This is a genomic window from Acinetobacter gyllenbergii (assembly GCF_001682515.1).
Lineage (GTDB): Bacteria > Pseudomonadota > Gammaproteobacteria > Pseudomonadales > Moraxellaceae > Acinetobacter > Acinetobacter gyllenbergii.
The window spans coordinates 164152-177093 of record NZ_KV575267.1 but is presented as its reverse complement, the minus strand read 5'-3'; the positions used below and the strand labels follow the sequence as shown (position 1 = coordinate 177093).

Annotated in this window: 13 protein-coding genes, 6 tRNA genes and 1 pseudogene; 14 read left to right on the top strand and 6 right to left on the bottom strand. The window is 41.4% G+C overall.

From position 1 onward, the window contains the following. Position 1 precedes the first annotated feature (1 nt). Complete coding sequence (locus tag NG55_RS16040) at positions 2 to 457, top strand: hypothetical protein (RefSeq protein ID WP_065343792.1); 456 nt, start codon at positions 2 to 4, stop codon at positions 455 to 457. A 49-nt stretch (positions 458 to 506) separates the two neighbouring features. On the opposite strand, the gene dapE is transcribed toward NG55_RS16040, so the two are convergent. From dapE to NG55_RS16025, 3 genes are all read right to left on the bottom strand, one after another. After that, positions 507 to 1640, bottom strand: a complete 1134-nt coding sequence (gene dapE, locus NG55_RS16035) for a succinyl-diaminopimelate desuccinylase (protein WP_065343791.1) — start codon at positions 1638 to 1640, stop codon at positions 507 to 509. A gap of 123 nt (positions 1641 to 1763) precedes the next feature. Then, complete coding sequence (locus NG55_RS16030) at positions 1764 to 1907, bottom strand: entericidin A/B family lipoprotein (RefSeq protein WP_016541456.1); 144 nt, start codon at positions 1905 to 1907, stop codon at positions 1764 to 1766. Positions 1908 to 2027: 120 nt separating this feature from the next. Beyond that, positions 2028 to 2888: a DUF1853 family protein gene (locus NG55_RS16025; RefSeq protein ID WP_065343790.1), complete on the bottom strand. Its 861-nt coding sequence runs from the start codon at positions 2886 to 2888 to the stop codon at positions 2028 to 2030. Positions 2889 to 2988: 100 nt separating this feature from the next. Here NG55_RS16025 and NG55_RS16020 point away from each other — a divergent pair, with 100 nt between their 5' ends. Then, positions 2989 to 3354 carry a YbaN family protein gene (locus NG55_RS16020; RefSeq protein WP_004802942.1) on the top strand — a complete coding sequence of 122 codons (366 nt, stop codon included), beginning with the start codon at positions 2989 to 2991 and terminating at the stop codon, positions 3352 to 3354. Between the two features lie 234 nt (positions 3355 to 3588). On the opposite strand, the gene NG55_RS21475 is transcribed toward NG55_RS16020, so the two are convergent. Then, positions 3589 to 3705 carry a hypothetical protein gene (locus NG55_RS21475; RefSeq protein WP_407638714.1) on the bottom strand — a complete coding sequence of 39 codons (117 nt, stop codon included), beginning with the start codon at positions 3703 to 3705 and terminating at the stop codon, positions 3589 to 3591. 38 nt (positions 3706 to 3743) lie between these two features. On the opposite strand from NG55_RS21475, the gene elsL reads away from it, so the two are divergent. The 8 genes from elsL to NG55_RS15980 all read left to right on the top strand — a co-directional run bounded on the left by elsL (position 3744) and on the right by NG55_RS15980 (position 5759). Next, positions 3744 to 4253 carry a cell wall-recycling L,D-carboxypeptidase ElsL gene (gene elsL, locus NG55_RS16015; RefSeq protein WP_065343789.1) on the top strand — a complete coding sequence of 170 codons (510 nt, stop codon included), beginning with the start codon at positions 3744 to 3746 and terminating at the stop codon, positions 4251 to 4253. 163 nt (positions 4254 to 4416) lie between these two features. Continuing rightward, a tRNA-Val gene (locus NG55_RS16010) sits at positions 4417 to 4492 on the top strand. 24 nt (positions 4493 to 4516) lie between these two features. Beyond that, a tRNA-Asp gene (locus tag NG55_RS16005) sits at positions 4517 to 4593 on the top strand. Positions 4594 to 4636: 43 nt separating this feature from the next. Continuing rightward, positions 4637 to 4713 (top strand) — tRNA-Asp (locus tag NG55_RS16000). A gap of 103 nt (positions 4714 to 4816) precedes the next feature. Continuing rightward, positions 4817 to 4892 (top strand) — tRNA-Val (locus tag NG55_RS15995). Positions 4893 to 4930: 38 nt separating this feature from the next. Then, positions 4931 to 5007: transfer RNA gene (locus tag NG55_RS15990), tRNA-Asp, on the top strand. Between the two features lie 101 nt (positions 5008 to 5108). Beyond that, positions 5109 to 5184, top strand: a tRNA-Val gene (locus tag NG55_RS15985). A gap of 86 nt (positions 5185 to 5270) precedes the next feature. Beyond that, positions 5271 to 5759, top strand: a complete 489-nt coding sequence (locus tag NG55_RS15980; protein ID WP_065343788.1) for a DUF2750 domain-containing protein — start codon at positions 5271 to 5273, stop codon at positions 5757 to 5759. A 16-nt stretch (positions 5760 to 5775) separates the two neighbouring features. Here NG55_RS15980 and NG55_RS15975 read toward each other — a convergent pair whose 3' ends face one another. Together NG55_RS15975 and NG55_RS15970 are read right to left on the bottom strand one after the other, a co-directional pair. After that, complete coding sequence (locus tag NG55_RS15975) at positions 5776 to 6561, bottom strand: YdcF family protein (protein ID WP_065343787.1); 786 nt, start codon at positions 6559 to 6561, stop codon at positions 5776 to 5778. 123 nt (positions 6562 to 6684) lie between these two features. After that, complete coding sequence (locus tag NG55_RS15970; RefSeq protein ID WP_065343786.1) at positions 6685 to 9222, bottom strand: PepSY domain-containing protein; 2538 nt, start codon at positions 9220 to 9222, stop codon at positions 6685 to 6687. 240 nt (positions 9223 to 9462) lie between these two features. On the opposite strand from NG55_RS15970, the gene NG55_RS15965 reads away from it, so the two are divergent. The 4 genes and pseudogenes from NG55_RS15965 to NG55_RS15950 all read left to right on the top strand — a co-directional run bounded on the left by NG55_RS15965 (position 9463) and on the right by NG55_RS15950 (position 12940). Further along, positions 9463 to 10002 (top strand): PAAR domain-containing protein, encoded by a 540-nt coding sequence (locus NG55_RS15965; protein ID WP_016541449.1) that lies wholly within the window; start codon positions 9463 to 9465, stop codon positions 10000 to 10002. Then, positions 9995 to 10705: a VRR-NUC domain-containing protein gene (locus tag NG55_RS15960; RefSeq protein WP_016541448.1), complete on the top strand. Its 711-nt coding sequence runs from the start codon at positions 9995 to 9997 to the stop codon at positions 10703 to 10705. Before NG55_RS15965 ends, NG55_RS15960 begins: the two co-directional genes overlap by 8 nt. Positions 10706 to 10720: 15 nt before the next feature. After that, a pseudogene (locus NG55_RS15955) lies at positions 10721 to 11838 on the top strand (type VI immunity family protein). Positions 11839 to 11842: 4 nt separating this feature from the next. Further along, positions 11843 to 12940: a type VI immunity family protein gene (locus tag NG55_RS15950; RefSeq protein ID WP_065343785.1), complete on the top strand. Its 1098-nt coding sequence runs from the start codon at positions 11843 to 11845 to the stop codon at positions 12938 to 12940. The last annotated feature ends 2 nt before the right edge of the window (positions 12941 to 12942 follow it).

The window sequence follows — 12942 nt, the reverse complement described above, 5'->3', positions numbered from 1 at the left end:
AATGGCTAAGAAAAGCGCAAACTCCACACTGGGCCAGATTGACCAGCAAGAGTTACAACATTTAATTACGGTCTCAACGGGATTTATTGATGCATATATTATTCAGTGCCATCAAAAAGTACCGATGCTGTTACCCCAAAATATTGTGTTATCAGCAATGGATACCCAAACCAATGTTGATCATATTGAATGGCATGATCTAAAACTTCCTGTCTACGCTGTGAATGATCCAAAGCAGAAACACGGTGTTGCATTGGTGATTGAAGGCGATGACGTTTCTGAACGATTTGCACTGGTCTGCAATGAAATGCCTGAGTCGATTCGTGTGCGTATTTCTGAAATTGTGGATGAAGAGCGTGAAACCGATGATGATAAGGTGTTTAAATATGTGAAGATGGGAGAGCATGAATTCTATGTTCCCCATCTGCAAAATATACAGACCCAGCTTGGGCTATAATAAAAAAGGAACTCATTTGAGTTCCTTTTTTTGTAGCTGTCTTTTTATTTTAAGCAAGCAGCTCGATTAAGATTTGCTCATAAATTTCAGCCAATGGTTCAAGCTCGGCAACATTGACGTGTTCATTAATCTGATGAATGGTGGCATTCAACACACCGAGTTCAAGCACTTGAGCGCCTGTTGGTGCAATGAAGCGACCATCCGAAGTACCTCCACTGGTTGAAAGCACGGTATCGATGCCCGTGACATTCTTAATCGCGGTTTTTGCAGCATTGACTAACTCACCGACAGGCGTCAGGAATGGCAAACCAGATAAAGTCCATTGGATGTCGTAATTGAGTTTATGTTGATCTAAAGTCTCAAGTACGCGTTGTTTCAAGATATCGGCAGTGACTTCAGTCGAATAACGGAAATTAAAGGTCACTTTTAATGTGCCTGGAATGACGTTGGTTGCGCCAGTACCTGCTTGGATATTTGAAATCTGGAATGAGGTTGCAGGGAAATATTCATTACCATTGTCCCAAACGGTTTCGCAGAGCTCATTCAGTGCTTTAGAGGCCGTATGAATCGGGTTTTCTGCCAGATGTGGATATGCCACATGGCCTTGTTTACCATATACAGTTAAGACTGCATTCAAAGAACCACGACGGCCATTCTTGACGATATCCCCCAATTGATGGGTACTAGATGGTTCACCGACCAAGCACCATGTCATTTTTTCATTACGTGCTTCTAATGTTTCAACAACTTTTACGGTACCGTTGATGGATGGGCCTTCCTCGTCAGAAGTAATCAAGAAGGCGATTGAGCCTTTATGGTCTGGATGTTTAGCAACAAAACGTTCAGAGGCAACCACCATCGCAGCCAAAGCTGTTTTCATATCGGCAGAACCACGACCATATAATTTACCATCACGGATACTTGGTAAAAATGGATCTGAATTCCAGTCGTCTAAGTGACCTGTAGGGACTACATCGGTATGGCCTGCAAAACAAAATACAGGATTTTCTGTGCCACGACGTGCCCATAAATTATCAACATCTTCAAAACGCATGTTTTCGATATTAAAGCCAATCTTTGCCAAACGTTCAGCCATGATATTTTGACAATCATGGTCAATAGGCGTTACAGAGGGTTGACGTAGGAGTTGTAAACTGAGTTCGAGCGTATCGGAATGGTTCATGCGGGATGTAGCTAAATCTGGTGAAATATGAACCGATATAATAGGGGAATATGCTAAAGAAAGGTATGTAAAAATAAACCTTATCTAGGTTTAGATAAGGTTTTACTAAGCTGCTTTCAAGGATTACATTTTATCTTGTGTTTTTTCAGCAGTTTGAGTGACTTTGTCACCTGCCTTAGACACATCTTTACCAATACCCTTGAATGTATTACAACCAGTTAAAACAAAAGCAGTCATGATTGAAGCAACTAAGATTTTTTTCATCATCTTCTCCGTTTGAATGTAATTATGATGTACTTAAGAGGCTAAAAAATTTACCAGAAAATGAACATAAGTGTTTGATGGTAGAAGTGTTATGAAATGTTATCTTATTGGGCAGTTACTTTGTTAAGCTACACTAAATAATAACGAGGGCTGACGAAACATATAAAAGTTTGGTTCAGCTGTTGCTTGATGATACAGACCATTGCTCCACCAGACTGCGGTTTGTGATGAGGGCTTTAGATCAGGGCAGAGCCATTCATGTCGTTGTAGGCGGTAATAAGGCGTTTGTGGGATGTGCGTACCCCAATGCCCTAAACGTCGTGATGCATTGATCCAAGATGGTAAATTTAAGTTATTTTGCTCTTGGGGTAGATAGAGTTGGCCTTTCATCACTGCAAACTTTCTTTGAATTTGATGGTGATTGGCTTCTGAAAACTGAAATTGCCGTTCAGTAAAATGTTTTAACTTTCGCTGTAAAGTATCTTCTCTGTTTAGGCCATACCATTGCGCTAAATCTAATTGTCCTTCGCCTAGATAATATTTTAAGGCGACTTCCCAATGTTCAACTTCTGCGGTCTGCTGATTAAATATCACGAAGTCGAGTTCACCCAAAGTGATTGCACCCGCAATTTTTTGAATACTGTGTCCTAGCAACTGATAGGGATGATAATCATCATCCAATAACCAAAACCAGAGCAAATTTTCAAAACGTAGACCAAGTCGGGTACTTTTGAGTTGTGCCAGAAAATCAATCAGTGGCTGGGGCTGTTGATCGAGCTGCTTTAAACGCGGTTCATAGTTTTGATAATGAGTGTGCCAAATCGAATCGTGGTGAAGCTCAAAATGATGTTTTACATGAAGCTCATTAGGAATTTCAGCCAATATATTAGGGCTGGCAATACAAAATGCTAAATGTCGTACGATTGGGTTGTTAAACTGTAACCACGGTTCAAAATAACTGGAAGTGGTAATCAGGTTAGGCATGAATTAACTCAATCATTGAAATAATAAGTGAAGTTGAAGAAAGAACGATAAAAACACTTTATACTAGCACGGTTGTAAATCGGTGTTGGTTAATTGCTCAATGAAAACATTATTCTGGCGTAGTTTGGTCGTGATTTTTATTACGTTAGGAATCATTGGAGCAATTTTACCTGGCATGCCAACCACCGTATTTCTGATTCTTGCCGCATGGGCCGCTTCCAAAGGCTGGCCTGAAATGGATGCATGGCTGTTGAATCATCCCAAATATGGACCGACCTTACGCAATTGGCGCGAGCATGGTACTGTTCCCCGTAAGGCAAAATGGATTGCTAGTATCATGATGCTGATCAGTGGTATTTTGATGCTATTTACCAATGCGCCATTTTGGGTAAAAGTTTTTACCGATGTCACCATGTTTATCGTGGCTGTGTGGTTGTGGTTACGCCCCGAGCCTGAGCAGCGTTAAGAAAAGCAACGCTCTTGCGAAATGTATTTCTCATGCGCAAGACCTTGCGCCAAATATGGCTCATATGCTGCGAGTGGCGAGTTTAAACAAAGCAACGCTTTGTCCGAGCGCAAGACGAGAACTATGTTCGAATGGCTAGTTAAGAAAAGCAACGCTCTTGCGGAATAATTCCTCATGCGCAAGACCTTGCGCCAAATATGGCTCATATGCTGCGAGTGGCGAGGATAAATAAACTTAAAGCAACGCTTTTAGCTTATCCCAAAGATAAATCATACTGTTTTGTTTTTTTATATTTAAAACCGACGAACAATTAAAACTACTGAAAAGCACAAGAAAAAGCTGACAGTCTATGTTGAAATAAAATTGTTCTATCAGTTTTCGAGATAAAAATGAGCTATACCCTAGATCAGGCAGACATCATCATTGACTTGGCACAACAAACCTTACATTTGCCAAAACATAATAAATTCTATGTGATCTCTTCGGGTAAAAACGGTATTGGTGAACAAGAGAATAGTGGCAAAACGCCACGAGGTTGGCATCAGGTCGCGCAAAAGATTGGTGGTGATGCGCCTAAAAATGCGGTATTTATTGCTCGCCAACCCACGGGTGAGGTGTATGACCAACAACTGGCACAGCAATTTCCGCAACGCGATTGGATCTTGTCACGAATCTTATGGTTGGATGGTTTAGAAGAAGGCTTTAACCATGGGGAAGGGCAGGATACCTTTAAGCGTTATATCTATATTCATGGTACACCTGACACCGAACCGATGGGCATTCCTATGTCGCATGGTTGTATTCGAATGAATAATGATGAAATCCTAGAACTATTTGAACTGGTTTCTGAACACGCCTTGGTGTATATATCGGAACATGCCATTAAAAATGATGCATGAAAATCGCAATAAGTGCTTAAATAAAATACGAAAATATCGGTTTTTGCATGGAATTACTTATTTTTTAATCATTCGTGCGGTTTTTTCGGAAAAGAATGGCAAAAGCGTTTGACAGGCTGTAAAGATTCTCTATAATGCACCTCACAAACGATGAAGACGTTAAGGGCGCTTAGCTCAGTTGGTAGAGCGTCTGCCTTACAAGCAGAATGTCGGCGGTTCGATCCCGTCAGCGCCCACCAAGCTCTTTACGTTAAGACTCAAGTGCAGCGGTAGTTCAGTTGGTTAGAATACCGGCCTGTCACGCCGGGGGTCGCGGGTTCGAGCCCCGTCCGCTGCGCCACTTAAGTTTTAATCGTCGTTTGCTATGATTGCAAAATTATCGTGCAGCGGTAGTTCAGTTGGTTAGAATATCGGCCTGTCACGCCGAGGGTCGCGGGTTCGAGCCCCGTCCGCTGCGCCACTTTAAGATTGCAAGATTAGATAGAGTTGAGTACATTAGAATTTATGTCTTTTATATTCAAACAAATTTTTAAAGCGATGCTTTAGATTTGTTACCTCGCTCAGGGCGCTTAGCTCAGTTGGTAGAGCGTCTGCCTTACAAGCAGAATGTCGGCGGTTCGATCCCGTCAGCGCCCACCATAATTAGTGACATCTACTTCTCTATAGAAGTATACAGTGCAGCGGTAGTTCAGTTGGTTAGAATATCGGCCTGTCACGCCGAGGGTCGCGGGTTCGAGCCCCGTCCGCTGCGCCATTTTCTTGATTCCCTGTTCAAGGAAATGAAAATGTAAGACACTACGCACTCCGTTTGTCTTGCGTCATAAAAATTGATAGTCAATCAATTTTTATTCCTCAGGGCGCTTAGCTCAGTTGGTAGAGCGTCTGCCTTACAAGCAGAATGTCGGCGGTTCGATCCCGTCAGCGCCCACCATATTTCTCCCCATATCTCATACATTGTAATCCCAATAAAGTTATTTTATGATTAGCATCAATAATGATTCTAATATGAAGTACTTTATGAGAAACCCTTATCAACGCAAGGCTGCGTCGAAATCTCAAAATACACCTGCCAATTCTTCACTCAAAGATGCATATCGTCAGTTTATCCAAAATATTATTATGCAACGTCAGGTGATCGCACTTTATCACGACGGCTGGGCATTATGCTCAACACCCTCTGGACAGCATGCGTTATCGGTTTGGCAAAATAAAAGTTTGGCAAAACTATTAATTAAAGACAATTGGGCGCAATACGAAATTCAGGAAATAACTTTGCTGGCCTTTATTGAAAAAATGATTCCATTTTTAAAAGAAAACAATACCATCTTATCTTTGGATTTAACTCCAGAAGGCAATAACCTGTTGGTTTCTCCAGATGCTTTATTATTGGATATCAAGAATTTTTTATATCAAATCTATTTACAGCGTCCTGATGTGTTTGCTGAGTTAAAACTTCCGCTACCACGCGATATTCGTTTGCATAACTCAGCTTCATCCTCGTATTGAAGGAGGAGACCCTCAATCAATATTCATTTAAGATCCAACCACTGGCATAGGCAAAATATTCTCTTAGCCATGCATTGTAGCGTGTCGCAAGGGGTGTGGTTGCGCCAAGTAGGGTGATATTGCTGTAGCCCTGTTTCTTAGCAATCGCAGCAGCACGTAAAGTATGAAAATCACTGGTCACAATTGCAATCGGTTGTTGAATGCTAATCTGTTGTGCTTGCAAGAGCTTTTGGCTATTTTTAAGATTTAGCTCGGTGCTGGTGCTTTTATCTTCCAAGATGATTTGTGAGGTTGGGATTTGATAGTGCTGCTGTACATAACGTGACATCACCATTGCTTCACTATCATGTTCACCAAAATCAATCCCTCCTGTCATGACCAATTTGGCTTGTGGTTGAGCCAAAGCAATCGGGGCAGCGCGATCTAGGCGTTTAGCCAATGTGGCAGAAGGTTGGCCATTTTCAACGCCGCTACCTAATACAATAATCGCTTTGACGGGTGGAACATGTTGGGTTTTGGCATTATTGTTTGAAAGATAATCAAAGAAATAGCCTAAGCTCACTAACCAGATCCAGAAACATAGCCAGCCAAAGCGCCAAATCGAATGCAGGCGGAAATGATAGAAGAAGAAACGTTCAATATGATAATAGAAATAAGCATAAAGACAGAAAAATAGCCCAAGGAGGAGAGGGAGTACTGTTCCGATGTGAATCTTTTTAAAGGCGATTAGAATTGCGCCATCTAAAAAAAGAATTGAACCGATAAGGGCGAAAACAATACGAACCCACGAACTTATTTGCATAATCTTAATTGTGTCGATTTGAACCGTGCTAAGTGTATGCAAAATTCTGAGAAAGGCAAATTCTCTTATGCGCTGATGAAAAAAAACGAGTGGCTGGCACTCGTTTTTTAGATCGGAAAAAGATTAATAAACGTCTCGACGATAACGCCCAGCCTGTCTTAATGCATCTAGTTTTTCTTCGCTGAGAATATCTGTCAAAGCTTGATCAACACCTGAGGCCATGCCTTCAATGCTACCACAGACATAAATCACAGCCCCTTGCTCAATCCACTTGATCAGTTCATCAGCATTGTTGCGTAATATATCCTGAACGTAGATACGCTGTTGTTGATCGCGAGAAAAAGCCAAATCCAGACGTTGTAGTGTCCCCATGTTTAACCAAGCTTGAATGGTTTCTTGGTAGAAGAAATCATGTTCGCGTTGGCGCTCACCAAAGATCAGCCAGTTTGCCGTGTAATTTTGTCGATTACGCTGTTGTAACAGGCTCATCAAACCAGCAATACCTGTACCATTACCAATACAGATAATCGGGCGGTTATCGTCAATTAAATGGAAGGATTCATTGGTCCGAATACGTAAAGCAACCGTTTGCTTAAGCTCTGCAAATTCGGTTAACCAACCAGAACCAAGGCCGAGTTGATCATTTTCATCGCGTTTTTGACGAACCACTAGTCGCAGTATTTGTTGCGATGGAATGCTGGCAATCGAATATTCACGCGTAGGTAAAGTCGGCAACTGTTCCAGTAAATCTTCAAGCGAACTGAAAGGCTTGATTTCAACCCGCAAATTTTTATCCCAAAGTGCTTGTTCAATATTTTGGTTCAATGATTTAACGATACTGTGGGCTGGGGTTTGGTACTTGATCAAGAAGTTTTGAATTTCAGCTAGGCTATTGGCTGGTTGAATTTCTGCAATATCTCCCGCATGCCATGTCATATCAGAAGCCGAACGCAGTTCGATATTGTAGGCTGCTTGCCCGAGGCTGTCTGGATTGAGCAGGGAGCGTTCGCTTAAGGTCCATTGATCAAATACTTTCTCAATATTCATTGCATGTAGCTCATGCTGGGTTACCACAGACAAGCCCTGATTCCAACGCTGAATATCGTTGGCATTGGCATTATCCACTTCGATCAAATCGAACAATGGTTGTGCTTTGCATTGTTTTAACCATGCATCGACTGCATAGCCGAAGCTGCAATAACTATCAGAGTATTCTTTTGAACCGAGCGCGAGTACAGCATAGTGCATTTGGCTAAGATCAAGCTTTTGTTGCATCAGTTTCTTGCTAAAACTTGCAGCGAGATCGGGTGCCTCACCTGTGCCATAGGTACTGATCACAAATAAAACTTGCTCCGCCTGCAATAGGTCTTGCTCAGTCAATTGCTGGATCGGTTTAACCGTCGTTGGCTGTTGCGCTTCCTGCAAGCTGGTCGCAGTACGCCATGCCAGTTGTTCAGCCACACCTGTTTGCGTCGCATAAGTGATCAGCCAAGGCTTAGCATTTGGATCAATCTGCTGTGCGCTAAGTGACTGACGTGCAGCTTGAGTCAGCTTTTTCTGTTTGCGACGTTTTAGATACAGCATCCAGCCCGTTACAAAGAATAGTGGCATTGCCAATGAAGCCAGCATGGCAATAAATTGATAGGTCGAACCAAAAAAGCTGCCGCGATGCACAGGCAACATGCTGCTCATGATTTTTTCGTTGAGCTTCTTGTCTTCATACAATTCAAATTTTTCGAATTTATTGTCTTGGTAATTATAGACTGCTTGGTTACGCGCACGTTCATGTTGAGGGGTGGCATCGACAAACGAGAGTTCAACTTTTGCATCCGCATTTTTTGGAATATTCAGGGTTAAGCTTGAGTATTCACGGCCAATCTGCGCATTTACCCCAGTCCATGTCTGTGTCAGGATGCTGTTAAGCTGTGCTTTTTCCAGCTCAGGCTGTTTATTTTTGCCACGTTCATTGTTTTGTTGATTACGTTGTGGTTGTTCAACGCCCATGACTTTGAACATGCCTGCACGCCACCAGTCATAAGACCAATATAAGCCGGTGCAAGCAAACAGTAGATAGAACACCACCACCCAGGTTCCAACCACTGCATGTAGATCCCAAATAAAATTACGACCTTTCAGTTTTGGCTTAATAAACAACCATTGTTTGATGCTATGTTTCTTTGGAAAGCGCAGATAGATGCCACTCAATACAAAGAAAATCAGCATCAGCGTAGATGCGCCAGTAATCTGTGCCCCAAATTCTCCTGCGGTTAAATTACGGTGCAATCGCTGAATAAATTGCAGCGTGTCACGACCTTTAATATCAGGTAGGACCTCAGCGGTATAAGGATTTACCATCATATTATAGCCACGACGTGCACCTTCTTTTTTGATATTGACGGTCGAAGATGCCGTTGGGTCAGAAGCAATGGTAATGCTGTTAATTTCAATCTCGGGTTGCTGCTGATTGAAATGTTGATACAGCTGAGCAGGCGTGAGTTTTGGGGTTTGAGCAACCTCAACAACATAGCTGTCTTGGTTGATCCATTTTAGAATTTGTGGTTCGTATGAGTAGATTGCACCTGTTACCCCCATCAAAGAGAGAATAAGCCCCGCAGTAATCCCTAAAAACCAATGAATTTGGAAGAATGCTTTTTTAAACATGGTCAAAAAATGGAAAGATAATGAAGTTCATGTAAGAAATTATAACCTAAGAATAAGTACATAATATGGATTTTGTAGGTAATGTTGATTTTGATTCTCATTTCTTTCAGTGCAATCAGAATTCTCTTTAAAGCTGTAGAGGTTTACTTAATTTTACTAATAAGATGGACTGGTCTGTATACAGGTGACTTTTATTGTTTATAATTTAGTTAAATTAAAAACAATGATAAGGATATCTATATGGCTCTAGCTATAATTGTGCAAGGTTGCAAAACTGATCATGGCGGTGTGGTCATACAAGGACACCCAAGTATTTCAATTAATGGTATCGGCATGGCGGGCAAAGGCTATATGGTTGCCTGTCCGAAATGTAAAGGTGTTTTCCCGATTACCCAAGGTGAAAATAGTTTTATATTGCCCGATGGGCGGGCTGTTGCCCTAGCCAATATGAAAACAGCATGTGGTGCAAGCTTGTTGCCCAGCCAATATTTGGTGATAGTTGACCCAAGTTCTCCATTTTCTTCTTACCTGATAGGAAATCCGAACGATGAAGATGCAGAGACGGTCGCTGCGCCTGAGCACCAAAACTATAGTGGCCGATTTCAAATCGTCGATCAAAAGACAGGTGAGCCAATTGCGCATCGGCGTGTCAGAGTTACGACAGAGGATGGCACAAGCACGATTTATGCAAGTGATGAAAATGGGTTTACTGACTGGATTTATACACCGTCTGAGGCAAAAATCTATCTGGATTTAGTCGGTGAGTTAAATTATGGCTAAGGGCGGAAAACCACTTGGAACACTCACCACGACGCAGTTAGAACCCATCAAAGTCATTGCGCTTGATCAAGGGGCTTTAACGCCACAAGATAAAGAAGTGTTATGTAAGGCGATTTGTTATTGTGGTCTGAGACCAAATAAAGGGAAGACTGGGCAAAATCTGCATCAGTCCTGTGTCTCGGAACGCTTGCGTGAATTGGATAAATTTATGAGGCATCAAAGTCCTTATAAACCCGAGGTGACCTACGATATGACAACCTCTCCACCTGAGCCAATCATGAGTAAGCGTCTGCTGACAAAAGTTCATGAATATGTGCCTGCTTGGATTCGTAAATATTGGGAGAAAGAAAAAGGGTATCCTTATGAAAAAGGACAGAATTTAACTAAACGGCCCGATGTGATCATTGTCAAAGATCCAAGCAAGCCACCGACACAGGAGAATATTAAGAATGTGGTGGAAATTAAATTTGGTAATGATGTGTATGGCCGAGATCAAGAAAAAAGCTATACAGAGATTGCTGGGGATGCAAATAAAGTTAAAGTTTTAACGCCAGAAGAGTGCGATTGCGGCAATCTGGAAGAGAGTACTGTAACTGAGCTATCTACGGCTGCGGCTTGGGCTGCTGGAATTGCAGGCGCATTATTATATGTTATCTCTCGTGGGAAAACTCCAGCGCCGAGATTTCCTGTACCTGTTTGGTAGAACAAAGGAAAAAGTATGTATTTAAAAACGCAAGAGGAATATGAGGCTTGGGCAAAAACACAGTCAAAAGGAGCTTTGGGGCATGGCTTATTTGTTGCACCTGCCCCTGAAGATTATGTAGGGGCTAATCTAGCGATTCGTGCGGTACTGTATTTTAAAGAAGGCTATAGCGATGAGATGCGTGAAGCGATTGCACAGTGTTTTGATGATTATCAGACTTATGCCAACGAGCATCTCACTTGGTTGTGGCAAGGTTCGCCACCTAAAGGTGCTGGGGCAGATTGTATTGCCTACAGCAAGTTAAAACCAATCCGTGAAATTTTTAAACTCTATAGCCCAATGACACCGATTAGCTTTTTATATACCAGTGGTAAAGAAAAATTTGAGACAGGGGCTTGGGAGTTTAATATTGGTGGAATTAGCCGTTGGCAATTTGCAAAGGGAACACAACAAAGCAACTCTAACCTTGCACTCTAACCTTTGCCATGCCGATTGAATGGGTAGAAGAGCACAGTAAGGCATTTATTGAACTGTTTTTGAATTGTGCTCGCCGTTTAAAAGCACATCATGGTTATGCTGGTTATGCCTGTTTAATCTCAGAAATTCGCAGTGATAAAAATGAACCAACTGAAGCTTTCTTTTCAAGAAAAATGTGGGCAATGGATATTGGTAACCCTTATCTAGAATCAGATAATTTAATTCATGGCATTAAAACTGTAAATTGGTTAACTGCGATTAACACGGAATGGTTTAATCAAATTCGTGAAGAAAAAGCACTAAATATTGAATTACCGATGAGTTGGTTTATCGGTTATGACTATGGCGCAGGCGTAGTGATTCAAGCAGGAAGATTACCGCTGTCGGGTTCAATTGAAACAGATCCATTACCAGCGCCTTATGTATTAATGAATCGTGTTTTAAAACCGTTACGGGTTGAAAAGATTGGCAGTTTCCATCGCGGTAACTACTCCACTGATGAGATTCCGTTGGTCAAAGGCTATCTTGCGGACAATTGGTTAAAACGTTTTGATATTCCAGAGAGTGACGTACTGGATTATTTTGAAAAATTACAGGCAGAACCTAAACTAAGCTCTAAATATGCATTTTTAGATCGGCGTGTGGATTGGGGATAGGTCTTTGCATTTTAAAAATCAAGAAGATTATAAAGTTTGGGCAGATCAACAGGAAAAAGGCGCAATTGGTGGAGGGATTTTCACTCCACAAGGACCTGAAGATTATGTTGGGGCAATCCCTGCCATTCGTGCTGTGCTTTATTTTAAAGAAGGCTATAGCGCTGAAATGCGTGAAGCGATTGCACAATGTTTTGATGACTACCAAGCCTACGCCAAAGAACATTTGACTTGGCAATGGCAAGATGAACCACCAAAAAGTGAAAGCGAAAATACAACCTTCGATAAAGCAAAACCTATACGAGATAGTTTAAAAAAATATAGTCCTATGAAGGCTTTCTATTTTTTATACACCAGCGGCAAAGAAAAGTTTGCAACAGGTGCTTGGGAGTTTGCTGTTAACGGCGTTAGTAAGTGGCGATCTGAAATGGGAATATATCAAAGCAGTTTAACTTTTTCTATGCCAATACATTGGGTTGAAGAAAATACTCAACTATTTATTGAACTATTTATTAACTGCGCGCAACGCTTAAAAGCCAATCATGGTTATGCAGGCTATGCCAGTATTATTTCTCAAATTCGAGAGGATAAGAATGAACCAACCGAAGCTTATTTTTCTCGAAAGTGGTGGGCCATGGATGTTGGAAGTCCTACAAAAGAATCTAATAATTTAATTAGTGGAATAAAGACTGTCAGTTGGCTCACTGCAATTAATTATGAATGGTTTAATAAGATTCAAGAAGAAGCCCTAAATAGTGAATTACCGATGAGTTGGTTTATCGGTTACGACTATGGAACAGGCATAATTATTCAGGCAGGTAACTTACCTTTAAATGGATTTGTAGATGAAGATCCATTACCAGCGGTATATGTACTTTTAAATCGAGTTTTAAAGCCGTTACGTGTTGAAAAAATTGGAAGCCTACATCGAGGGAATCATAATAATGAAGAAAATCCATTAATTACAGGTTATCGAGCCGAAGCATGGATGAAACGTTTTGACATTAAAGATGATCAGAAGCTTGAGTATTTCGGCAAGCTACAATCTGAGCCAAAGCTAAACTCGAAACATGCATTCTTAGATCGGCGTGTTGATTGGGGGTAGGT

What these genes read in the sequence shown, in the direction of transcription:
- NG55_RS16040 (WP_065343792.1), top strand. Translation starts at nt 2, where the DNA reads ATGGCTAAGAAAAGCGCAAACTCCACACTGGGCCAGATTGACCAGCAA.
- dapE (WP_065343791.1), bottom strand. Translation starts at nt 1,640, where the DNA reads ATGAACCATTCCGATACGCTCGAACTCAGTTTACAACTCCTACGTCAA.
- NG55_RS16030 (WP_016541456.1), bottom strand. Translation starts at nt 1,907, where the DNA reads ATGATGAAAAAAATCTTAGTTGCTTCAATCATGACTGCTTTTGTTTTA.
- NG55_RS16025 (WP_065343790.1), bottom strand. Translation starts at nt 2,888, where the DNA reads ATGCCTAACCTGATTACCACTTCCAGTTATTTTGAACCGTGGTTACAG.
- NG55_RS16020 (WP_004802942.1), top strand. Translation starts at nt 2,989, where the DNA reads ATGAAAACATTATTCTGGCGTAGTTTGGTCGTGATTTTTATTACGTTA.
- elsL (WP_065343789.1), top strand. Translation starts at nt 3,744, where the DNA reads ATGAGCTATACCCTAGATCAGGCAGACATCATCATTGACTTGGCACAA.
- NG55_RS15980 (WP_065343788.1), top strand. Translation starts at nt 5,271, where the DNA reads ATGAGAAACCCTTATCAACGCAAGGCTGCGTCGAAATCTCAAAATACA.
- NG55_RS15975 (WP_065343787.1), bottom strand. Translation starts at nt 6,561, where the DNA reads ATGCAAATAAGTTCGTGGGTTCGTATTGTTTTCGCCCTTATCGGTTCA.
- NG55_RS15970 (WP_065343786.1), bottom strand. Translation starts at nt 9,222, where the DNA reads ATGTTTAAAAAAGCATTCTTCCAAATTCATTGGTTTTTAGGGATTACT.
- NG55_RS15965 (WP_016541449.1), top strand. Translation starts at nt 9,463, where the DNA reads ATGGCTCTAGCTATAATTGTGCAAGGTTGCAAAACTGATCATGGCGGT.
- NG55_RS15960 (WP_016541448.1), top strand. Translation starts at nt 9,995, where the DNA reads ATGGCTAAGGGCGGAAAACCACTTGGAACACTCACCACGACGCAGTTA.